The sequence below is a fragment of the Acinetobacter sp. FB genome (assembly GCF_056033405.1).
In genome coordinates this window covers 1,020,382-1,043,206 of the sequence record NZ_CM148502.1, presented here as the reverse complement: position 1 = coordinate 1,043,206, position 22,825 = coordinate 1,020,382, and the positions used below count along the sequence as shown (strand labels likewise).

At 37.8% G+C, this 22,825-nt stretch carries 22 protein-coding genes, 1 other RNA gene and 1 pseudogene; 11 read left to right on the top strand and 13 right to left on the bottom strand.

Features of this window, described 5'->3' with window-relative positions; all coding sequences use genetic code 11:
• Window positions 1–13: 13 nt before the first annotated feature.
• Both AC0JIQ_RS04825 and AC0JIQ_RS04820 read right to left on the bottom strand, forming a co-directional pair.
• Complete coding sequence (locus AC0JIQ_RS04825; RefSeq protein ID WP_474202804.1) at window positions 14–421, bottom strand: YraN family protein; 408 nt, start codon at window positions 419–421, stop codon at window positions 14–16.
• A 13-nt stretch (window positions 422–434) separates the two neighbouring features.
• Complete coding sequence (locus AC0JIQ_RS04820) at window positions 435–1,367, bottom strand: penicillin-binding protein activator (protein ID WP_474202803.1); 933 nt, start codon at window positions 1,365–1,367, stop codon at window positions 435–437.
• 16 nt (window positions 1,368–1,383) lie between these two features.
• On the opposite strand from AC0JIQ_RS04820, the gene rsmI reads away from it, so the two are divergent.
• Complete coding sequence (gene rsmI, locus AC0JIQ_RS04815; protein ID WP_474202802.1) at window positions 1,384–2,223, top strand: 16S rRNA (cytidine(1402)-2'-O)-methyltransferase; 840 nt, start codon at window positions 1,384–1,386, stop codon at window positions 2,221–2,223.
• 69 nt (window positions 2,224–2,292) lie between these two features.
• Here the strand turns inward: rsmI and AC0JIQ_RS04810 are convergent, their stop codons facing one another.
• Window positions 2,293–2,934: a cation efflux transmembrane domain-containing protein gene (locus AC0JIQ_RS04810; RefSeq protein ID WP_474202801.1), complete on the bottom strand. Its 642-nt coding sequence runs from the start codon at window positions 2,932–2,934 to the stop codon at window positions 2,293–2,295.
• 61 nt (window positions 2,935–2,995) lie between these two features.
• Between AC0JIQ_RS04810 and AC0JIQ_RS04805 the strand changes: the two genes are divergently transcribed.
• On the top strand, window positions 2,996–3,439 hold the full coding sequence (locus tag AC0JIQ_RS04805; RefSeq protein WP_474202800.1) for a MerR family transcriptional regulator: 444 nt from the start codon (window positions 2,996–2,998) through the stop codon (window positions 3,437–3,439).
• A gap of 280 nt (window positions 3,440–3,719) precedes the next feature.
• On the opposite strand, the gene AC0JIQ_RS04800 is transcribed toward AC0JIQ_RS04805, so the two are convergent.
• The 6 genes from AC0JIQ_RS04800 to AC0JIQ_RS04775 form a co-directional block, all read right to left on the bottom strand.
• Entirely contained in the window at window positions 3,720–3,968 is a 249-nt protein-coding gene (locus AC0JIQ_RS04800) for a hypothetical protein (protein WP_004663162.1), read from the bottom strand.
• Window positions 3,969–4,141: 173 nt separating this feature from the next.
• Window positions 4,142–5,374: an FAD-dependent monooxygenase gene (locus AC0JIQ_RS04795; protein WP_474202799.1), complete on the bottom strand. Its 1,233-nt coding sequence runs from the start codon at window positions 5,372–5,374 to the stop codon at window positions 4,142–4,144.
• Window positions 5,371–6,582: a 2-octaprenyl-6-methoxyphenyl hydroxylase gene (gene ubiH / locus AC0JIQ_RS04790; RefSeq protein ID WP_474202798.1), complete on the bottom strand. Its 1,212-nt coding sequence runs from the start codon at window positions 6,580–6,582 to the stop codon at window positions 5,371–5,373. The genes AC0JIQ_RS04795 and ubiH overlap by 4 nt, the downstream gene beginning before the upstream one ends.
• A gap of 493 nt (window positions 6,583–7,075) precedes the next feature.
• A complete protein-coding gene (locus AC0JIQ_RS04785) occupies window positions 7,076–7,546 on the bottom strand; it encodes a hypothetical protein (RefSeq protein WP_474202797.1) in 471 nt (156 codons plus the stop codon).
• A 56-nt stretch (window positions 7,547–7,602) separates the two neighbouring features.
• Complete coding sequence (gene pepP / locus AC0JIQ_RS04780; protein ID WP_474202796.1) at window positions 7,603–8,925, bottom strand: Xaa-Pro aminopeptidase; 1,323 nt, start codon at window positions 8,923–8,925, stop codon at window positions 7,603–7,605.
• Window positions 8,926–8,994: 69 nt separating this feature from the next.
• A complete protein-coding gene (locus AC0JIQ_RS04775; protein WP_474202795.1) occupies window positions 8,995–9,630 on the bottom strand; it encodes a UPF0149 family protein in 636 nt (211 codons plus the stop codon).
• Window positions 9,631–9,696: 66 nt separating this feature from the next.
• Here AC0JIQ_RS04775 and AC0JIQ_RS04770 point away from each other — a divergent pair, with 66 nt between their 5' ends.
• The 3 genes from AC0JIQ_RS04770 to ssrS all read left to right on the top strand — a co-directional run bounded on the left by AC0JIQ_RS04770 (window position 9,697) and on the right by ssrS (window position 10,802).
• Window positions 9,697–10,251 carry a hypothetical protein gene (locus AC0JIQ_RS04770; protein WP_005217581.1) on the top strand — a complete coding sequence of 185 codons (555 nt, stop codon included), beginning with the start codon at window positions 9,697–9,699 and terminating at the stop codon, window positions 10,249–10,251.
• A gap of 2 nt (window positions 10,252–10,253) precedes the next feature.
• Entirely contained in the window at window positions 10,254–10,541 is a 288-nt protein-coding gene (locus AC0JIQ_RS04765; protein ID WP_474202794.1) for a cell division protein ZapA, read from the top strand.
• Between the two features lie 79 nt (window positions 10,542–10,620).
• Window positions 10,621–10,802: non-coding RNA, 6S RNA (gene ssrS, locus AC0JIQ_RS04760), on the top strand.
• A 111-nt stretch (window positions 10,803–10,913) separates the two neighbouring features.
• Here the strand turns inward: ssrS and AC0JIQ_RS04755 are convergent.
• The 3 genes and pseudogenes from AC0JIQ_RS04755 to AC0JIQ_RS04745 all read right to left on the bottom strand — a co-directional run bounded on the left by AC0JIQ_RS04755 (window position 10,914) and on the right by AC0JIQ_RS04745 (window position 15,550).
• Window positions 10,914–11,353 (bottom strand): annotated as a pseudogene (locus AC0JIQ_RS04755) (SMI1/KNR4 family protein).
• 80 nt (window positions 11,354–11,433) lie between these two features.
• The gene (locus AC0JIQ_RS04750) at window positions 11,434–12,672 is read right to left on the bottom strand and encodes a putative solute-binding protein (protein WP_004663180.1); all 1,239 of its coding nucleotides are present in this window, start codon (window positions 12,670–12,672) and stop codon (window positions 11,434–11,436) included.
• A gap of 163 nt (window positions 12,673–12,835) precedes the next feature.
• Window positions 12,836–15,550, bottom strand: coding sequence for a heavy metal translocating P-type ATPase (locus AC0JIQ_RS04745; protein WP_474202793.1), 2,715 nt, complete (start codon window positions 15,548–15,550; stop codon window positions 12,836–12,838).
• A gap of 100 nt (window positions 15,551–15,650) precedes the next feature.
• Here AC0JIQ_RS04745 and AC0JIQ_RS04740 point away from each other — a divergent pair, with 100 nt between their 5' ends.
• Window positions 15,651–16,031, top strand: a complete 381-nt coding sequence (locus AC0JIQ_RS04740; RefSeq protein WP_005217585.1) for a MerR family transcriptional regulator — start codon at window positions 15,651–15,653, stop codon at window positions 16,029–16,031.
• A gap of 58 nt (window positions 16,032–16,089) precedes the next feature.
• On the opposite strand, the gene AC0JIQ_RS04735 is transcribed toward AC0JIQ_RS04740, so the two are convergent.
• Window positions 16,090–16,290, bottom strand: coding sequence for a hypothetical protein (locus AC0JIQ_RS04735; protein ID WP_005217587.1), 201 nt, complete (start codon window positions 16,288–16,290; stop codon window positions 16,090–16,092).
• A 405-nt stretch (window positions 16,291–16,695) separates the two neighbouring features.
• Between AC0JIQ_RS04735 and AC0JIQ_RS04730 the strand changes: the two genes are divergently transcribed.
• The 5 genes from AC0JIQ_RS04730 to AC0JIQ_RS04710 all read left to right on the top strand — a co-directional run bounded on the left by AC0JIQ_RS04730 (window position 16,696) and on the right by AC0JIQ_RS04710 (window position 22,822).
• Window positions 16,696–17,283, top strand: coding sequence for a 5-formyltetrahydrofolate cyclo-ligase (locus AC0JIQ_RS04730; protein WP_474202792.1), 588 nt, complete (start codon window positions 16,696–16,698; stop codon window positions 17,281–17,283).
• A 144-nt stretch (window positions 17,284–17,427) separates the two neighbouring features.
• Window positions 17,428–19,857 carry an endopeptidase La gene (lon, locus tag AC0JIQ_RS04725; RefSeq protein WP_004663189.1) on the top strand — a complete coding sequence of 810 codons (2,430 nt, stop codon included), beginning with the start codon at window positions 17,428–17,430 and terminating at the stop codon, window positions 19,855–19,857.
• A 323-nt stretch (window positions 19,858–20,180) separates the two neighbouring features.
• Entirely contained in the window at window positions 20,181–20,660 is a 480-nt protein-coding gene (gene rlmH / locus AC0JIQ_RS04720) for a 23S rRNA (pseudouridine(1915)-N(3))-methyltransferase RlmH (RefSeq protein ID WP_474202791.1), read from the top strand.
• 100 nt (window positions 20,661–20,760) lie between these two features.
• Window positions 20,761–21,534 (top strand): DODA-type extradiol aromatic ring-opening family dioxygenase, encoded by a 774-nt coding sequence (locus tag AC0JIQ_RS04715; protein ID WP_046739158.1) that lies wholly within the window; start codon window positions 20,761–20,763, stop codon window positions 21,532–21,534.
• 181 nt (window positions 21,535–21,715) lie between these two features.
• Window positions 21,716–22,822: an META domain-containing protein gene (locus AC0JIQ_RS04710; RefSeq protein WP_474202790.1), complete on the top strand. Its 1,107-nt coding sequence runs from the start codon at window positions 21,716–21,718 to the stop codon at window positions 22,820–22,822.
• The last annotated feature ends 3 nt before the right edge of the window (window positions 22,823–22,825 follow it).

Sequence of the window (22,825 nt, the reverse complement as noted above, 5' to 3'; positions counted from 1 at the left end):
AATAAATTATTACTCAATCTAAAGTAAACGCATGTTGAATCCATTGCTGATCATACTGCAATTTGGAAAAATCTGGTTGTACTGTTTTTGCAAATTTCTTTGGAAAATCAAAACAAATCACATCAAAACGACAATCAAAATCATCATAACTAGGATGTTTTTGTAAAAAAAATTGTGCTGTTTTAATGATTTTACGTTGTTGCGCGCGAGTAATAACTTCACAAGCGGTCGCATAACTCCCTAAAGATCTAGCCTTTACTTCAACAAAAACAAGCTCTTTACCTGATCTTACAATCAGATCAATTTCACCATATCTAGAATGATAATTTTGATTTACATATTGGTAATTTTCTAATTCCAATAATTCCCTTGCTTTTTGTTCTGCCCAACGCCCCAAATCCTCAACAATATCTTCTGTCATACTACGACCATTTTTATTTTAAAATTTGAATTTCATTTTTTTGTTGTTGATAACAAAAAGGTTGCCTATCAATTTTTCCATCTTTAACGCTAATCGTACCTGTACGTCCTTCAAAGGAGAATTTACGCTCAGGGTTTTCTAATAATTGTTGACTTATCGTCCAAGCATCTCCTCCAAAAGCTAATAAACGTTGAAATGCCATTGTTTCTGGTTGTTTCTTATAGGCTTCGATTAAATCTGCCCATTGTCCATTATATAGCGCCGGTGTATCACAAAAACTTAAACCGATTGGAATAGATTGTCCCTGCTCAATACTCATCGGTGTGACGTAAATATTCTTTTCGGGTAATGTACCTAATTGTTCCAACCAATGGTGACTCCCTAACAATAATACCCCTTCTTTACTTGATCGTTTTTGTGGTATTTCATCAACAAATTCTGTTTCTGATGCAAATTGATCCTTTAGTGCAGAGAGCAAAAGTTCTGTTGCTGACTCAGTTCCTGTTTCTCGAACGATAAAAAGCTTTTTGATGCGATCTTTTTGAAAACGATGATTTAATGCTGCCGCATCTTGTTGCTTTGCTAGGCTAAATTGCCATACCTTATCACTTTGAGTATTAACATCATTTAAAGCAAGCACAGGAATTTGAGGATTCATTTGAGTCACCTCTTCAATTTCAGTTCGTAGTAAGGGCCCAACAATCAAATGGACGTTGTGATCTATTTTTTTCTTAAAAATCGTATCGATACTATTTTTAGTTGAATCTACAAAAATAATTTTTTCTTTATTGCCAGATGCTGTATAAGCACTCAGAAAACCACGTTTGATGCTTTGACTCGCTCGCGCCATCGTACCCGATTCAGGTAGAATCACGAGTATGTCCGCATATACAGGACTCACAAGCGCTGCCAAACCTAGCAGCAAACAATATTTTTTGTAATACATGAGGGAGTTACCTTTTATGAGTGCTCAATTATTTGTTGTAGCAACCCCGATTGGGCACTTAGATGACATGACCTTTCGTGCGATTGATATTTTAAAGTCTGTATCGGTGGTTGCGGCAGAAGACACTCGTCAATCTGCTCAATTATTTAAACACTATACTATCTCAACACCGTTAACAGCGTGCCATGATCACAATGAAAGTAACAAAATTGATCAACTTATACAAAGAATGTTAAATGGTGAAAGTATTGCTCTGATTAGTGATGCGGGAACACCGTTAATTAGTGACCCTGGATTTAAGTTAGTACGCGCAGCACAAGAACATAATATCCGCGTCATTCCAGTACCAGGTGCCTGTGCTGCAATTGCAGCTTTGAGTGCTGTAGGTTTACCAAGTGATCGCTTTAGTTTTGAAGGTTTCTTACCGTCAAAGGCTTCGCAACGAATTAGCCAACTTGAAAAACTAAAAGATGAGACACAAACACTCATTTTCTATGAAGCACCACATCGTATTTTAGATAGTATTAAAAATATGGCTGAGGTATTTGGTGAAGATCGTCCTGTAGGTTTTGCTCGTGAAATCACAAAAACCTTTGAAACTATTAAAAAAATGACTTTAAAAGAGTTGGTCACTTTTATTGAAAATGATCACAACCAAGAGAAAGGTGAAATTGTAGTCGTGGTGGGTGGTGCCACTGCTGAAAAAGACATGGAACAAGATAAATTGGATGAGTTGCTAAAACGCTTATTACAAGATTTATCAGTCAAGGCAGCATCTCAATTGGCTGCTGATTTGACAGGTATCAAAAAGAAAGTTGCTTATCAACGTGCTTTAGAACTCACTCAAAAAGATTAAAAAAAACAAAGGTGTAGATTTCTGTGAAATCTACACCTTTGTTAAAATAAAGTATCAAAACAATCTCTTTTAAGCTTTTGTACCGAAAGTATTTGGGTCTATTTTTCTTTCTGCTCTGGCTTGTTGAATGACACTCAAACCAGATGAAACACCTAAATATGCAATGATAAAAGCAACAATTAAATCTGGAAACATGGTTCCTGTCCCAAATACCCCCACCGCAGCGATAACCACCGCAATATTACCAATCGCATCATTACGGCTACAAAGCCATACTGACCGCATATTTGCATCACCATCACGGAATGCATAAAGCATTAATGCAACAACCACATTCACGACTAATGCAAGTACACCAATCGTTCCCATCAGCATCGGTTCAGGCGTGATCCCAAGCCACCATGTCCACATCACTTTCATCATAACGAAAATGCCAAACGCAGCCATGGTAATACCTTTTAACAAAGCCGCTGTCGCCCGCCAATACAAGGTCATCGACAACACTGCCAATGAGATGGCATAGTTGGCAGCATCACCTGCAAAATCTAATGCATCTGCCCATAACGACACAGAACGTGCATGTGAACCACCAATAATCTCAACAAAAAACATCAGTGCATTTAAAACTAAAGCAATCCAAAGTGCTTTTCTAAATTTTGGGCTAATGTTTTTTGGTGGGGCACATGCTGTATTGCATCCACATCCTGCCATGACTTTTCTCACATAATCTTTTATAGTGATTTAAAACCCTAGAGTAACTCCAGAGTCAAGCATGATTAATCTTACGATTGGACAATTAGCAAAAGAGACTGGTGTTTCAGTCGATACCATTCGTTATTATGAAAAAATTGGATTGCTTGAAAAAGCAAAAAGAAGTGCTGGAAATTATCGCTATTACTCTGAACAGATGCTTTCAGAGGTTTTATTTCTAAAACATTGTCGGGAGCTTGGAATTACACTACACGATATTCAAAAACTCAAAGAACTATCCGCAAATCCAGATCAAACATGTATGGAAGTAGATCATCTAATAGACCAATATCTTGATGAAGTTTCTCAGAAAATAAAAAATCTAGAACATCTCAAGCAAGATCTTTATCACCTAAAACAGCAATGTTCTCAACATCGTACAATTCAGCAATGTGGTATTTTAAAGGAGTTACATCAACCACTTGAATGTGAGCATGAATCTCACCAACATAAAAAAGCACCTTAATCATGACAATTTATGGTTTTAATTTTAATCCTTATCAACTTTCAACTGCTCTCTTTTCGTAACTACTGGCAACTATCAAAACAATTGTTTGGTTTATTATAAACTGGCTAATGAGCAATTTAATGGGTGCAATTGGAGGATTGATTAGCAAGAGTTCGACTATGAAAGATAAGAAAAATATTTCAATAAATTAATAATATAGTAAACACAGAATCCTATTTACTTTAATACTTTAATTCAATAAAAAGAAGCCTATGATTAGGCTTCTTTTATGCATAAATTATTCGTGGGTCTCACCCGGTGGCACTTCGGTAATACGCCCACCACGTGCCAAAAACGCTGCAACCTCATCTTCTAGAGCTTGGCGTTGTTTCTGTTTGGCAGTTACTGTTAAGGTTTCTGCTTCAGCCAAATCTGCATCATTGGCACTTGACTCTTCGCTATCCGCACCACTTTCTGCAGCTTTCGCTTCTTCATCGTCTACCGCAGAATCTTCAGTGTTTTCGTCGTAATCATTCATTTCCGTCATATTACTCTCCCCACAATGACTAAACTCTCATCATCGTTATTTGGTCATCAGAACTTGATGAAATTTAACAAGCTCTTCTCATTTATCAAAGCAAAATATTCATTAAATTGTGCTTTTTATAACCAAATTCACTCTGATTTATAAATGATTGTTTAAAAAATATCTACTGTTTTTTAGCAAGCGTAACGAGTGTGCTGTAACGCCCCTAATCCATTCGCTTGTCGCATAAAGCGATCTTTAAACCAATCGAATTGTTCAACTTGTTTTAGACCAAAGTTCCGTGCCCAAACAAAGGGAAATAATTCTGAACTTTCCAACCAACCAATCGCGGACATACTGTGCATCATGGCATCATTCTGACCTTTACGTTGGTGTTCATAACGCAATAGAGTTTGCTCATTGGCCCACACACCGCGTTTTAAATCATGCAGTAGAACATCACACAATACCGCAGCATCCAGACAGCCAATATTTACACCTTGACCAGCCAAAGGATGAATTACATGTGCTGCATCGCCAATCAAGGCTAAACCAGATTTAATATAACGCTGGGCAGCGCGAGCTTTTAGTGGGAACTGTGCTCTAGAACGCACCTCAACCACTTCTCCCAACATTTGCAGACTTTCTTGAGTCAGTAAGCGCATAAAGTCTTGATCATTTAATGCTGAATATTCATCGGCATAATCATCAGGTAAAGTCCAAACAATCGACTGCCAATAGCCGTTCTCTTGTGGATCAAGGCTCGCCATCGGCAAATAAGCCAATGGACCCGTCGGTAGGAAAATTTGTCGTGCCACATAGTGATTCGGCTGAGTGGTTTTAATCGAACAACTGATCGCGGCTTGCTTATAATCCAAGACATCTAGATCAATATACGCTTGCTCACGTACAAAAGAATTCGCACCATCTGCACCAACCAGCAACTTGGTTTTTAGTGTTGTGCCATCTGCCAATTGAATTGACCAGCCTTGCGGAATCTGTTCAATTCGAACAACTTTAACTTGAGTTCGGTAATCTTTGAGCTGCTGCAACATTTTTTGTTGAATCGTCACATTCAAAACACTGGGTTCAACCATTGACCCCAAAGCCTGATCTGACTGTGGTTGCTGTTCTGAAGCATGTCCAAAATTAATTTCGCCATAGCCATTTTTATTCCAGACTTGCATACCTGAATAGGGCATTTGACGCGCTAAATCATTCCAGACATCCACTGTTTTAAGTAAGTGAATCGTCGCCTGACTCAGTGCCAATACTCGAGGATTCATTACAGCCAATGTCTTTTCTTGATCTAGCACTGGTGCAGCATCCAATACAGTTGCTTGCACGCCAGCTTGTGCTAGCAACAAAGCTGTTAAACCACCGACTAATCCACCACCAACAATGACGACATCTAACATTTCACTCATGCTTTTAGCCCCATCGCATAGTTCGCAACCAAAGGCTTAATTCCAGGAATCACATCAAATGCAATCAATCCTGTATTTCTTATTAATTTAAGAAGCGGATTTTGATTACTAAAACCACGCACAACTGAATCACAGAACTTAATCACACGCTGCTGATCTGTTAAACGTGCTTGCTCATAAGCCAATAAATTATCAGGATGACCAATATCATCAGACTTCGCTAGCTGTTCTAATAAATAGCGAACCAATACATCAGCATCACGTAAACAAAGGTTAAAGCCTTGCCCTGCAACAGGATGTATTGTATGCGCTGCATTACCCATGAGAACTACACGACCAACCGCCTGCTTGTGAGCCAGAACTTGTGACAATGGATAACTAAAACGTTTACCCGTTTTTTCAAATTTACCCGCACGATCGCCATAAGTTTCTTGTAGGGCATCTAAGAAGTGTTGATCATTTTCTTCACCCAACCATTCAGCTTCAGTACCTTTTTTCACAGGCCACACCACTGAACGGCGGTATTCACCCGGTAATGGTAACAAGGCCAATGGTCCTAATGCACTAAACCGTTCAAAGCCAACGTGCTGATGGGGTTTAGAGGTCTGTACCGTAGTAACGATCGCCACTTGGTCATAATCATGTTCATCCACACCTACACCAATCGCTTGGCGGCAGAATGAATCACGACCATCCGCCGCAATCACTAACTTGGACTTTAAGGAGTGGATATATTCACCATTACGCATCGCTTCAATTTGTACGTAATCTGCATCTTGCGTCAATGAGGTCACTTGCACACCATCAATCAACTCAATCAATGGCTGCTGACGAACTTGGGTGAGCAATACACGACCCAACCATGCGTTTTCAATCACTTGTCCAAAGCTTTCTACTTTTTCTTGTTCTGCAACTAAACGCGCCTTACCAAAACTCCCCTCCTCGGTAATATGCACTTGTAAGATCGGCGTGGCATGTTGTTGAAGTGCTTCCCATAAGCCTAACTTTTGGTAAATCTGTACACTACGACGTGACAGTGCGGTATTCCGCGCATCAAAGCTAGAATGATAAGGCGCAACGTTTTCGTCATCGTAATTCGGATATTTCACAGCTTCTAATAACTTTACTGCGATATTAGATTTTGCCAACATTAAAGCAAGACTGAGTCCAACCATACCTCCACCGACAATGATGACTTGTTGCTGCATAATATTATTCCTTATCAGTTTTTCATGACTTGATGTTTCGGGACTATCTTACTCTAACTCAAATCAGGATTGGAATTTGTACTTTGTTTGGTCTATTTTTTTCAAATTACATTCAAATTAGACTTAAAAATTAAATACTTTTTTCTTGTTTCCGAACTTATCATCTTTGTAGCTAATTTATTAAAAACATTCAGCAATGATGTGCTCCCACTTAAAAGTCTTCTATCATATAAAAAAGAAATTAGACACTATAGAGAAAACCCTTATCTCAAATCGCTCGCAATCGTTGCAACTGTAATTACTTACAATATATGTTTTTTATATTCAGAAGATGATAACGTTAATTCGTTTTAACCCTCCTCTATCGCGATAAATTACACACTTTGGGTATAGTATGGCATCTTAATAAAAGACAAAACCGTCGCGATTTCCAATTTCATTAGTGTATTTTTTGGTGTTATTGCATATTTGATAGCATTTTAATTTCTTTTGATCATTTACTCTTATTTTCACACAACACCGTCCAACTCTGCTGCTCTATTACATTAATATTATTGTTAATTATAATGGTTGCCTGAAAATATCCCCATATCGAAATAATAAAAAATGAAATACAAATTATCAATTTAATGAACACAGGCATTACCGCTCGCCAACCATATTTATATTTTATTTTTCTTAAGACTTTTTTATGAGGTAGTGGATATTGTTTTAACTTAATCACAGGATAATCATTTTTAATCCAAAAAAATAAGGAAACACATCCAAAAAAAATATACATTCCTACAAATTCACCATAGAAAAACACTTGCCGCCCATAAGGAGAACACTCCAACCAATATGATATTTTAGTTATTCCAAAAATACCCCATAAAAATAAAATCACTGGCATTGAATATAATACATACAATAACCGCAACCTTATTCCTTCTTTAAAAGTATACTGTGGCGCATACTCACTCATTTTATTATTCTCTTTATATTTCAAAAGGCTTAAATCCATTTAAGCCTTTTGATTTTTTATTTTGCTTGAGCCATTAATGCTTCAATCTCCTCAACGGTTTTCACAACATTTTTAGTCAAAACCAATGGTCCTTTTTCAGTCACGACAATATCGTCCTCGATACGAATCCCGATACCGCGCCATTTTGCATCAACCGTTTCATCATCTGGTGCGACATATAGACCGGGTTCAACGGTCACCACCATACCCGCTTCATAAGCACGCCAGTCTTCGCCCGTTTTATAAGCACCCACATCATGTACATCCATACCGAGCCAATGGCCTGTACCATGCATAAAGAATTGACGGAATGCTTCACTCTCAACCAACTCATCCACATTACCGCTCAGCAAGCCGAGATCAACCAAACCTTGGGTTAAAATCTTTACAGCCACTTCATGTGGATATTTATAGTGATTGCCAATACGAGTTGCATCAATGGCAGCCAATTGAGCATCTAAAACAATATTATAAAGTGCTTTTTGCTCAGGACTAAACTTGCCATTTACAGGGAAAGTACGGGTAATATCCGATGCATAAAACTCATATTCACATGCCGCATCAATCAAAACTAAATCACCGTCTTTTAAAGGCTTGTTATTTTCAACATAATGCAAGATACAAGCATTTTCACCGCCACCAACAATGCTGTTATAAGCAGGTACACAACCATTTTTACCAAAGATATAATTCAGCTCTGCTTCTAGCGAGTATTCCATCATCTCAGGTTTAACCGATTGCATCGCACGGGTATGCGCTTCAGCACTGATATTGGCTGCGATCTGCATCAACTCAATTTCTTTTGCTGATTTTTTCAAACGCATTTCATCAACAATACGATCCAACTGAACCACTTCAGCGGGTGCAGCGCCACCACGACGCTGCTGTGCATCTGCTTTTTGGATCCATTGACTTACACGTGCATCAAATTCCGCATTTTGACCAATACGATAATAAAGACGCTGTTTATTTAACAATTTGTCGATAATTTCTTCATCAAGCAGATCAATTGCATACGCTTCATCTGCATCATAGATTTCAATCGCACCATCAATCCCAGCACGATAGCCATTCCAGATTTCCATTTCACGATTACGTTCACGGCAGAACAAGCTATAGCTATATTCCTCACCCTCTTCAAAAGTTTCAATGATTGCAACCGCTTCTGGCTCGGCGAATCCAGTTAGATAATAAAAACTACTGTCTGCACGATATTTATAATCCGCATCGCGATTACGATACATTTCTGCTCGAGTCGCAATAATTGCAATGCTATTGCTGCCTATTTGTTTAGCAAGAAGATCACGACGTTGTTTGAAATCAGCTTGACTTAATTTCATATTGTCCTTCTGATGAAGATAAATGATTGTAAGTATCTTTATTTATAAGAGCTTAAGGCACCGCCCGAGTTAACTCGGACGATGAGGGGTAAACATTTCGACAACCGTTTGCGGATCAGTCGCCTGATTATCTTGATTTCTGCTTTTGGCATGAAAGTTTTTCAATAATGAACTTTCAGCGACAGGAATCTTGGTGCGACCAATTGATAAACTCACAGGAATCAAACGTACAAACTCATACAATTCCTGATAGCTTTCTTCACCCTCTTCATCATTATCTGAGTCTTCAAACTCAACTGCTGCAACATCTTGTAAATGTTCAATCAGCTCTTGTTCTTCACCACGAATATGACCTGAAGCCAAACCAAAACCGAGGACTACGCCTGCGCACCAATCTGACAACGCCTGCACACGATCTACAAGCAAATGGCTATCATCTGGAAGCATAGGCAAATAATCTAATTCATCATCTGACAAAGCATGAGAAACGTCTTCTGCTTCATCCGTTAAACTTTCGAGTGCTTCTGGCTGTAAAGCTGGCACGTTGAGGGTGTTTAAAATTTGTGACCATTCATCGGTGGTTGGCGCTTGTGTGACACAAACTATACCTGTGAGTAAACCATGTAACTCACTTGGACTTGAAATTTCTTCAATCCCATCAAAATGAGCATTCCATTCCGTCCAACCTGAAATATCGTCTTGCATTCGTTTATCCAATCTCTATACTGCTGTATATATTACCTTTGATTGCAACTCTGTGCGACCTTCGTTATGTTAGAACAATTACAGCGTCTACAAGCGCATATTGGTGTTTTAAAAACACGCTTACATCATTTAGAGCGAGAGAATACTTCGCTTACTGAGGCTAAACAATTAGCTGAAACTGACCACCATGCACAAGTTGTGCAGAAAAATAGCATCATCACGCAAAAGCAGGAAGAAGTTGATAACTTAACTGAACAATTGTCTCAGTTACAAGATCAATTTAAACAACTGAATCAAGATGCAACAACTTTAGCGGAACGTTATAGCCGTTTAGAGAAAAGCACCACTGATTTAAAAAACCGCTTCCAAGAGATTTTGGCTGAGCGTAATGACTTACGTGTAAATAAAGAGAAGTTACAAGCACAGCAACGTCATAGTCAGCAAGAAATTCAAGATTTACAACAAGATCGTGATCGCTTGCTACAGAAAAATGAGTTGGCAAAATCTAAAGTTGAGGCGATTATTCAACGTCTTTCAATTTTAGGTACTGCACAAGATCAACATGCACAAGAAATTCAGCAACTCGCGCATCCAAATGCTGAAACCCAAGAGGAAACCTGATCATGAGTGAACCAATTGTTGTTGAGCTTCGCTTAATTGAACAGACCTTCCGTCTAAACACGACTGAAGATAAGCGAGAAGAACTTGAGCGTGCCGCTGAATTTTTAAATCAAAAGTTTCATGATATGCGCCGTAGTGCACCACGTGTTGAACATAATAAACTAGTCATTATGGTGGCACTACAAATGGCTCAAGAAGTGTTTAGCTTAAACAAATCATTACAGGAATATGCACATTGTGAGCATTTACTCCAAACGATTTTGGAAGATATAGAACAAACTGTTGAGTAAAATTGCACAAAGCCTCATCAATTAATAATTATCTTTACAAGTAGCGATTGTCATCGCGTAAAGATCGGTTATACTAAAACTGTCTCTAGGGTGTTCGCCAGTACGTCTAGTCCCCTGCCGATACTTAAATTTATGGATGTGTCCTGTATATTTTGAGTGTATGCCTACCCCGAGTAGGAAACCCAGTAAGTATGCGTCACCTCCACCTTGAACTCATCGGGTTCAGGGTAACGACCATGCAGCGGCATCTCTGGAGCAATTTTTTTAATTATAAAAATAATGATTTCACCTCAAGTATTTTTTAATAAACTATTTATTTTGAATAGAATTTATACCGTTAAATTAACTCCCATTAAATTTTCTAAATCTTTTTTATAATAGTTCATCACTATTAATTAAATATTGTTGTAAGTATGCTGTAACGAATCTGCAACTTTTCTTCTTGATGATCCTCCTACATGATACAAAACACCATCCGAACCAATCTGATCGAGTTGTACCGCATACCCCCAACACCACATTAGATAGTCCGAAAATACAAAACAGTTAGGATATAAAAACTTATCTTTATCATAATAGCTTGAAATACTTTCAACCGATTGGAATTCGGCCAGCGACACGAACGTAAAATAATTATCATCCATATCTCGGTCAGCTATACCATTAAATTCCAAAAAGTAAGCTGTTAAAACGGGTGATAATTTAACTTGATGCTTATATTCAAAAGCCAAAATTTCCTGCCACGTTGCTGGTTTATTCAAGCTTATATTCTGTTTCTGCAATTTAAGTTTAATCTTATTAATAACATTCATGATTTACCCTACTAGATATCAATCTAAATAAAGTAAATCACTCCTGCAAACTAGATGATCACTTCTTTGGATATATTTTATTACTCATCTTTCAAAGCGCATTCATAATTGCTTGGATCTTGTGAACAACGAACCTGTTTCAGCAACTTCATCATATCTTTATCGTAAAAACCTTCTTTGGTCATTTGCACTCGAGCTTCGCGCATTAATCGAACATAACCAGGTTTATCACTTTCGTTAAGGTTAAGCCAAAATTTATCTGGAATTTTGGCTTCAATTTTATCTACGAATTCAAATGCTGGATTCAACTGTTTTGAGATAACTTCACGCGCAATAGAACCCATTCCTGCTGGAAATTTATTGCGATGCATAATCAGCGTTCCAGTGACTTGAATGACTGGGAACTTGATAATTCCGCCAACAGCTTTGCCCGATTTATCCGTCATCCCTTTTTGTAGCTCAAGCGGTTCAAATAAAATGGCTGGACCTGCCATGATATCAACTTCTTTATTATTAAACTTCCCACCGACAGTCACCAAATCAACTGAGACAGGTTGCGCACCCACGTTTTGTACCAATTTCTTTTGAGTTTCATCAAATTGGAAAACCGCAACTTTCTTACCTGCTGCTTTGGCTAAAGTATTAATATTACGATCAGTCACCATAATATAAGCTGCACCTAGTGGTACAACACCCACAACCTCATAGTCTTTATTCACCATTTTTTCATCAAATTTTGGATTAGCTAGAACTTGAATCACTGAACTTAATTGTTTATAGGTTTGTAACGCTCCAATTGCATCAATACTTCCTACAAATTTATTAAATTGTTTTGCACGCAGATTACTAATCCCTGCACCATCACAGCGTTTACTACGGAAATCTTCTGTTAATACTGCTTCATTGGTATAAACTTTTAAATTGACCAAAGTAGACGCTGATTTTTTAAGTTTTGGGTAATCAAAATCTAATTTGAACTGTAAATGAGATGGTCGTGTCACATTCATATTGACACCAAACTGTTTGGCTACACGTACCATACGTGGAATTTCAGTGATGTAACTTGTAGCCTGTTCAAAAGCCTCACTATGCTCTCCATTTGGAGAGAACACACATAAAGTGACTTGATTTGGAATTTGTTGCCACGTTTTAGGATCGTTAAGTAGCTGTTTAATCTTATTTTGTGAATGTGCAGAAAGTGTTAAATCCAGTTTACCTTCAGGTGCTGCATGACTAGCATTCGTCAATAATAATGATGATACGATAATACTTGAAGTAAAAAGTGATTTTACAACACGACTAAATTTATTGTTTTGCATCTTTAGATCCATCCTTAGCTATTTCCCAATAGTTTTCATTTAAATTAAGGATAAAATAGAGAAATAGAATTGACTGCATTCATTTTGATGATGTCAGTTGGGTCAAAATAAAGCCTCTACTCTCAACTTATGAGAATAGAGGCTTTATTTTTCTAAAAATGAATTATGATTTATTCAAACGTAAAGCATTCACCACAACAGAAAGCGAGCTTAATGACATTGCTACAGCAGCAAACATTGGTGTGAGCAATAATCCTGTTAGTGGATAAAATAAACCTGCTGCGACAGGAACACCTAATCCATTATAAACAAAAGAGAATGCTAGATTTTGCTTCATATTTCTCACACCTAATTTTGCCATATGAACTGCTTGTGCAACCCCTTGAATGTCCCCTTTAACTAAAGTCACTTGCGCTGTTTGCTTGGCAATATCTGTTCCTGTTCCCATCGCAATACCAACATTCGCCTGTGCCAGTGCTGGTGCATCATTGATACCGTCCCCAGCCATTGCCACAATTTTTCCCTGAGCTTGTGCTTGTTTCACAATTTCAAGTTTTTGCTTAGGATCAAGATTGCCATAGACTGTTTTAATACCTAAAGTATCTGCAACCATATTTGCATTTTTCTGATGATCACCAGTTGCCATAATTACTTCAATTCCATCAGCATGTAGTTGATCGATCACAATTTTGGCATTTTGTTTGATTGCATCATGAATCGAAATATAGGCAAGCACTTCTTTTTCTGACATCAGAAAACTAAACACATCACCTTGTGCACGTTTTTGATCCAACTCATGGATTAAATCAGCATCTAAGGTCAACGCTAACTGTTCAATAAGCTTCTGACTGCCAATATACAGGGTCTGGTGATCAATGTTTCCTTTCACACCAAAGCCTGCGACATCTTCAAACTCAGAAACATTCAGCAATTGATTTGGATCAACTAATTTAGTTAATGTCTGTGCAATTGGATGCGTCGAATATTGTTCAATCGATGCAATCCATAACTCAATTTGTGTCTGGCTATACACTTCAGATAAAGACTGAATCTCTTTTAAACTTGGCTTACCCTCGGTCAATGTTCCTGTTTTATCAATAATCAAAGTATTTACTTTGCTTAAAGCTTCAATCGCTTCAGCATCTTTAAACAACACGCCTTTTTGAGCTGCTCGACCCGTGGTTGCCATCACTGACATCGGTGTTGCCAAGCCAAGAGCACATGGACAAGCAATAATCAAAACAGCGACTGCACACATTAAGGCTAAATCAAACTGTGCTTTCCCAAATACCATCCACGCAATAAAAGTCAGCACACTAATACTGAGTACGGCGATCACAAAATATTTTGCAACCACATCTGCAATTCGTTGCAATGGTGCTTTGGAGCGTTGCGCATCAGCGACAGTTTGGATCATTTTGGCTAATGTTGTGTTCGTACCTACAGCAGTTGTTTGGATTCGAATAGAGCCTTGTTGATTAATTGTCCCGCCAATGACTAGATCATCTTTTTGCTTTTTCACAGGAACAGGCTCACCTGTCATCATGGATTCATCAACATAGGTCTTTCCATCAACTACTAGACCATCTAATGGAATTTGCTCACCCGATGATATTTGCAAAATATCACCTTGTTTGACCATCGCTATATCTACTTCAACAACTTGATCATGCTGCACAAGTTTCGCTTTAGCAGGTTGTAAACGTAGTAAAGCTTTTAATGAATTTGCTGTTTGTGAACGTGCTTTTAGTTCTAAAATTTGACCCAACAAGCTTAATGAAACAATCATACATGCTGCTTCAAAATACACAGCAACACCATGCCCTGTTTTCGCTTCAATAGGGATTAATGATGGAAAAATCGTGGCAATAACACTATAAATAAATGCTGCAAGTACCCCAACGCCAATTAAACTCCACATATTCAGATGTCCTGTTTTATAGGACACCCAACAACGTTGTAAAATGGGATAACCCGCCCATAGCACTACAGGCAAACTTAAAAGAAGTTCAATCCACGGCTGAACATGTGGCGAAATAAAGGCATGAATATGTGAACCCATGGCCAAGATCATCACCAACAAACTCAAAGGTAATGTAGTCCAAAAACGTCGACTAAAATCTACTAACTCAGGATTTGGTCCATCATCCAAAGTGGGTTGCATCGGCTCAAGTGCCATACCACAAATTGGGCAAGTTCCTGGCCCTTTTTGTACAATTTCAGGATCCATTGGACAGGTATAATCCATATCCATTGCCCCCTCAGGTACAGGACGCTGATCAACTGGAATTAGATAAAAATCAGGATCATTTTTAAATTTGTCTAAACAAGATGGATTACAGAAATAACAGGTTTTACCTTGATAATCTGTTTTTAAATCTGTCGTGATTTTGACTGACATACCACAAACAGGATCAATCTCTGTATCAACTAAATTGCTTTCACTTGAATGATTATGCTTTCCACCATAACAAGAAGATTTTTTAGCTTCATCTTGAATAGATGGTACTTCTGGTTTAGTACCACAACATGAACTTATTTTTTGCTTCGTTGGCTTAGGCTTACAAGAAGAAGAGGTTTGAGCTAATTCAATAGGCTGCTCTAATTCACTTTCACAACATGAACCTGCTTTTTGTTGAGGCTGATTAGCACAGCAAGATGATGTTAATTTTAGATCTTGATCTGATTTTAAATAATTATCAGGTTTTGAGCTGAATTTCTGTTGGCAACCTGCTGAACAGAATAAATAGCGGATACCTAGGTAATCAAAATAGTGCTGCGAGTTTTCAGCGACTGTCATACCGCAAATTGGATCAATATATTCGTACACAAACGGTACTTCATTTTTAGAACAGCATGAAGATGGTTGTTGAGTCATAACGACACCTATCTTTTCTTTCTCGATAGGACTAGGATAAAGTCTGTACCTAGGTACAGAGTCAAGTGCTTTTTCACTATCCCAACAAAGGTATGAGAAAATGAACCTTACAATCGGAAAATTAGCAAAATCCTGTCACGTTAATGTCGAAACCATTCGTTATTATCAACGTATAGGCTTAATGCGAATACCCGAAAGCACTCAAAGCTACCGATATTACAATCAGCAAGACTTAGAGACCTTGAGCTTTATTCAGAAAGCGAAGGATGCTGGATTACAACTGAATGAAATTAAAGAATTGCTCACACTGAATTTAGAAGATCGCATCCAAGTCAGACATGTTATTGAACAACGATTGAGCAAGATCGATGAAAGAATTCAGGAACTTGTGGGTCTTAAGCAAAGACTTTCCACATGGTTAGACGAGTGTAAAACGACAGAAAATGAATGTTGCCCAATATTGATGGAACTCAAACAATAAGTTCCATCAATAAATCTAGATAATTGAATCAACACTAATCAAAAGAAAGTACATAACATTAAATAAATGACCAAATCACATTTTCATCCTTCTGTTTCAATAAGAAACTGGTTTGGTAATCATCAGCGACTATGAGATGCTGATTAGAGATCATCATTACTTTCAACAGCGTATCATTATGATAAATCAAATCATTTTTACCTTCTTTAGTTAAGATAAGCATTTGATCTAAGACAATTACATTTTTTGAATCAAACATAGTTTTTCCCTCTAAACCTTACCCTATGGTCTTTTAAATATTTTTATAAAGTGACACAGTGAATATCGTAACGAATGAAATAAAATACCCCTTTCATTCATAGCGCTAAAATATTCCTTTTAATTGTTTAAATATGTGAAATAACAAAGTATTTGCGATTTTCACGGCAAGATTATAGAGCACTTTTTACGCAATTTGTGATATTTTTGTCATATAAAACCAAAATTTGTTATTTTATTCTTATTTTTGACAGCATAGTAATTAGGTCTAATACTTCAGCTGTGTGATTACTTTGAGTTGTCAGAATCTAAACTGATCAACAACATTAGAACTTCAATTTATTTAAATACTTAAGCACACTTAAATCAAGTATGATTCTCGAGGCTTTGTTATATTTTGAATACGATGAATAGTGATTTACAGGTACTCAGAAAAGATGTTCGTTTAAAAAGAAAACGAGTGAATCGCTTTGAACATAAAAAAAGTGAGCAAGACGCTCTAAATCGCCTCAGATCAATACCTCAATTCAAGTTTGCAAAAAGCGTTGGATTATATCTTCATGCTTTTGGCGAAGTGCACACTCACAAACTCATTCAACTTTGTTTTAAACACAAAAAACTTGTTTACCTACCCATGATCTGCACGATGAATCAAGAACTTGTATGGGTAAAAATAAGCTCTAAGCAATATTCAAATAAACGTTTTTCCCATCATCCTCTCGGGATGAAAGAACCCATGGCAAGTCGCGGTCATCATATTTCCATTTTGGATATTTTAATTATGCCTGTACTTGCCTGTGATCACTTAGGGACACGAATTGGCATGGGAGGTGGTTTCTATGACCGTACTTTAGCAAGTGCGCCGCATCGACCTTTCCGTTTGGGTCTCGCCCATACATTTCAATATATTGATCAAACTTTACCTAGACAAAAATGGGATCAACCGATTCATGGTTTACTAACACCTAAAAAGTTCTATATTTTCAAGCCTTAACCTTAAAGTTCTAATATTTTTTAGAAAAAAACCGACCAATTTAGTCTTTTTTTAATATTTTCTAAGTAAAAACCCTTGTAATTTTTGAAATGCACATCACTATAAAAAACATGGCAACACCGTTGTCACTCATTAGGAGTGCCCATGTCTGAATATATTTTAAATAATGAATCAAGCTTAGAGCCACAGGTTCCAAGTGTATTACCACTATTAGCATTACGTGATGTTGTGGTCTATCCACACATGCAAATTGCGCTATTTGTGGGTCGTGAAAAATCGATCAATGCAGTGGATGTGGCTCGTAACGGTGACAATTTAGTATTTGTAGTTGCGCAAAAAGATTCGCTTACAGAAGAAATTGATCACGATAACCTCTATCAATATGGAACTGTGGCTAAAATTGTACAAGTCGTAAATCATGAAAATGATGAAAACTGCATTAAAGTACTGATTGAAGGTCTGCATCGTTCTAAATTAGAGCGGATTATTGATGGTGAAGAATACTTGACTGCTGAGCACAGTCTCAGTCCAATTACATTACCATTGGATGAGGAAGCTCAAGCAACTCGCTTAAACGAATTGCGTACCCTATTCGCTCAATATGCTGAAGCGAAATTACGCAATGCACGTGAGCTTGTTGCAGCAGCAAATAAAATCGAAGACTTATTACAATTAATGTTCTTTGTTGCAACTCGTGTACCTTTAAATATCGAAGTGAAACAAAAGTTTTTAGAGCACGACGAGTTTGAAGCGCATTTGCAAGAGTTGATGAGCTACTTGATGAATCAATCTGCTGAACAGCAAATTGAACAAACGTTGCATGACAGTGTTAAACGTCAGATGGAAAAGAATCAACGAGAATACTTTCTAAATGAAAAAATGAAAGTTATTCAACGTGAACTTTCTGATATGAACGGCGGTGCTGAAGATGACGTTGCGGAAATTGAAAAACGTCTTGCTGAAGCAGATTTACCTGAACATGTACGCAAAAAAGCTGAAGCTGAGTTTCGCAAACTGAAAGCGATGCAACCTGCATCAAGCGAAGCTGCCGTTGTTCGTAACTATCTAGAAGTCATTTTAGATACACCTTGGAATAAGGCGAGCAAAGTCAGCATTAACTTAGCGAAAGCACAAGAGATTCTTGATGAAGATCACTACGGCTTAGATGACGTCAAAGATCGTATTGTTGAATATCTTGCAGTGCAATCTCGTGTGAAAAAACTCCGTGGTCCTATTCTTTGTCTAGTCGGTCCTCCAGGTGTGGGTAAAACATCACTTGGTGAATCTGTTGCCAAAGCGACAGGTCGTGAGTTTGTTCGCATGGCGCTTGGTGGTGTCCGTGATGAAGCTGAAATCCGTGGTCACCGTCGTACTTATATTGGTGCGATGCCAGGTAAAATTGTACAGTCTTTAACAAAAGTTGGGGTTAAAAACCCATTGTTCTTGCTCGACGAAATCGACAAGATGGCACAAGACTACCGTGGCGATCCTGCATCGGCATTATTGGAAGTACTTGATCCATCACAAAACAGTAAGTTCAACGATCATTATTTAGATCTCGATCTTGATCTTTCAGAAGTCATGTTCATCTGTACTGCTAACAGCATGAATATTCCTGAAGCCTTGCTGGATCGTATGGAAGTCATTCGTCTACCGGGTTATACCGAAGATGAGAAAGTGAATATTGCTGAACGTTACCTTGTTCCAAAAGCGATTAAGAACAATGGTCTACGTGCTAAAGAATTGACTGTTCACGAAGAAGCAATCCGTGACATCGTACAACGTTATACACGTGAAGCGGGTGTTCGTAGCCTAGAGCGTGAAGTGTCTAAAATTGCACGTAAAGTGGTGAAAGAAGCTGTTAGCAAGAAGTCTAAAAACTTACAAGTTGATGTCACTTCTGCCAATCTTCCTGAATACCTAGGTCCGCACAAATTTGACTTTGGTATGGCTGAAGATGAAGCACAAGTCGGTCGTGTAAATGGTTTAGCTTGGACTTCGGTAGGTGGTGAATTGCTTACCATTGAAGTTGCAGCCGTGAAAGGTAAAGGTAAATTCATTACGACGGGTTCGCTTGGTGATGTGATGAAAGAGTCGATTACTGCTGCAATGACTGTGGTTCGTACTCGTGCTGATGAATTAGGTATTGAAGCATCACGTTTTGATGAAACTGATGTCCATGTTCACTTACCTGAAGGTGCAACGCCAAAAGATGGTCCATCTGCTGGTCTAGCACTCACAACTGCACTTGTATCAGCATTTACAGGTATTGCGATTCGTCCAGATATTGCCATGACAGGTGAAACGAGTCTAGGTGGTCGTGCGATGCGTATTGGTGGTCTAAAAGAAAAACTTCTTGCAGCTCACCGCGGTGGAATTAAATTAGTTTTTATTCCGCAAGATAACGTTCGTGACTTAGCCGAGATTCCCGACAATGTAAAAGAAGGCTTAGAAATCAAAGCTGTAAAAAGTATTGATGAGATCTTACCTTTAGCATTGACGGATACCCCGAAGCCTTTACCTAAAACACCTATTGTTAAACCAGTAGAAGAAGCAAAGGCGGCGCGTCATTAAACAAGTAAGTAGATGAAAATTAAAGAGAGCTTCGGCTCTCTTTTTTTGTTACATAATTTGATTGAAAAACAACCAATATATTGCATAATAAAATAGAGTCGATAAAAATAAAGATGAAGCTTGACTCAGTGAACCCATTTTTTAGTGTCATCTGAACTCCAGACTGATGACACTTTGATCGCAGCTCAAACGCAATTTTGAGCTGCGTTTTTTATACAACGTAATCAATAAATACACTTTCAGCGACTATTCCCTTTCATGCTGATCACTATCCATAAAGAACACCGTTTATAATAGGTGTAATTTCTCGATCTATTTATCCTATGAAAATTCGTATTCTGACTATTGGTCAAAAAATGCCTGCTTGGGTGTTAACTGGATTTGAAGACTATTTCAAACGCATTCAACCTTTTGTACAAACTCAAGTGATTGAACTCCCGATGGCAAAACGAGGCAAAAATGATTCCGAAGCAGATATTTTAAAATATTGTCAAATTGAAGGTGATAGTATTTTAAATGCGCTTAAACCCAGTGAAACGTTAATTGCCTTAGAAGTAGTTGGTCGAGAACTCAGTACAGAAAAACTGGCAGATACCATGAAACAATGGATGCTTGAAGGCAATGATATTGCTCTTGCGATTGGTGGTCCTGATGGACATTCAGACGCAGTTCGTAAAGCAGCAGCTTGGCATTGGTCTCTTTCTAAATTGACCATGCCACATCCAATGGTTCGTATTCTACTGATTGAACAACTTTATAGAGCGATGAGTATCAATCATAATCATCCTTATCATCGCGCTTAAAATTGTTCTGATTATAGAACAATCTGTTGATATTTAAGGGCTGTCATTGTTCCCATGAATTTGTCACGATAATGATGTATTTCCAATCAGGTGCTTATCTATGAATTTCCAGACTTTACCCGGATTGTTTATTTCTCATGGTTCTCCCATGCTCGCACTTGATCCTGAACAAGTGGGCCCTGCATTGCATCGTTTAAGCAATAATTTACCAAAACCTCAAGCAATTATTGTGATGTCTGCTCATTGGGAAAGCCAAGCGCTAGAAGTGAGTACCTCAACTCGAGCTCAAACGTGGCATGATTTTCGCGGCTTCCCCCCTGAACTTTATGAGATCCGTTATCCTGCTGCGGGCGCTCCAAAACTTGCTGAGGAAATACTGACTCTATTTGCAGAAGCAGATATTCCTGCACATGCAAATAGCACGCGACCACGAGATCACGGTGTATGGATGCCTTTATTGCATATGTATCCAGAAGCCGATATTCCTGTGATTGAAATTTCCTTACCCATCGAAATGAATGCTGAGCAAATTTACAAAATCGGGCAAGTTTTAGCACCTTTACGTGAACAACAAATTTTATTGATTGGCTCTGGTAGTATTACCCATAATCTCTCTGAACTTTCATGGCATGCAGATGCTGAAGTTCCAATATGGGCAAGCACATTTCGAAATAGTGTGGTCAGTAAATTGAACCATCAAGATTATGACGCTGTACTTGACTGGCCATCTTTACCCTACGTGCAACGAAATCATCCTACCCTTGAACATTTTGCACCATTATTCTTTGCAATGGGAACAGGTCATCGTTTTAGTATCGTGCATAGTAGTTTTTCAATGGGATCATTAGGTATGGATATTTATCGTTTTGATTAAAAACCAAGCATCATCTTTTTCAAATGGCTTACTTATATTTGAGTAAGTCATTTTCCAAATCAATTTTCTTAAAATTTACAAATAGATACATTTAACGAACTTAATCCATAAACTGATTACATTTTATTTTTTTAAGAATACTTTAAGCTTATGACTGTTATTTATTTACTGTTGTTTGACTATGAAAATTAAATATTTAGTTCTTGCCTTATTACCGCTTTCTTTGATGGCGTGCCAAACTGTACAAAATGTAACTGATAATGTTATTTCTCAAATTAATACAACTGCTGCAAAAAATTTAACTGAATATAATTGGACTTATCAAGGTTCAAAAGCATCAAAACCTTTAGTTTTATCTTTCGATGATAATCAACGATTATCTATTCAAACTGGTTGTAATAATCAAGGCGGGACTTGGAAAGTTGAAGGTAATACCATTGTAACCTCACCACTGGCATCAACAATGATGGCATGTGCGGATGATTTAATGCAACAAGAACGCTTATCTGCTGATATTTTTAGTGAGAAAAAAGTTCCTTTCACACTCAGTACCCAAAATGATCAAGCGATCTTGACGGTAACTGATAGTAAAGGTCAAAAACATGTATTTACAGGAAGCAAAATCGTGAATACGAGTGTGTTAACAAACTATACTTGGTCATATCAACCTACTGATACAAAAAAACCAATCATATTAAGTTTCTTAGCCAATGATCGTTTATCTGTAGACACTGGTTGTAACCGCTTAAATACCTCATGGAAAATTGAAAATGGTTCAATTGTTACAGGTAACGGCGCTTCAACAATGATGGCATGTGAACCAGCGCTGATGAAACAAGAGCAATTTGCAGGTACACTTTTACAGAAACGTAAGGTTCCATTTGAAATTAATGCAACAAATTTAGACCAGCCGAGCTTAACTTTAAGCGATGCAAACGGTCAAAAATATACGTTCCTTGGTAAAATGACAGCTGAAGCAAAATACCAGTCTGAAGGTAAAATCGTTTTCCTCGAAATTTCACCACAAACTAAATCATGTACTGGTGTTGCACCGCAAACTTGTATGCAAGTTCGTGAAATTAAATATGACGATAAAGGCATCAAAACCTATGCTGATAAAAATTGGTCACTTTACTATGGTCAAATCGAAGGTTTTGAACATAATCCAAACCAACGTGTGATCGTTCGAGTTAAACGTTTTGACATTAAAAACCCTGCTGCCGATCAATCAAGTATTGCAGATGTGTTAGATATGGTGGTTGAACAAGAAATCGTGAAAAAACCATAATTT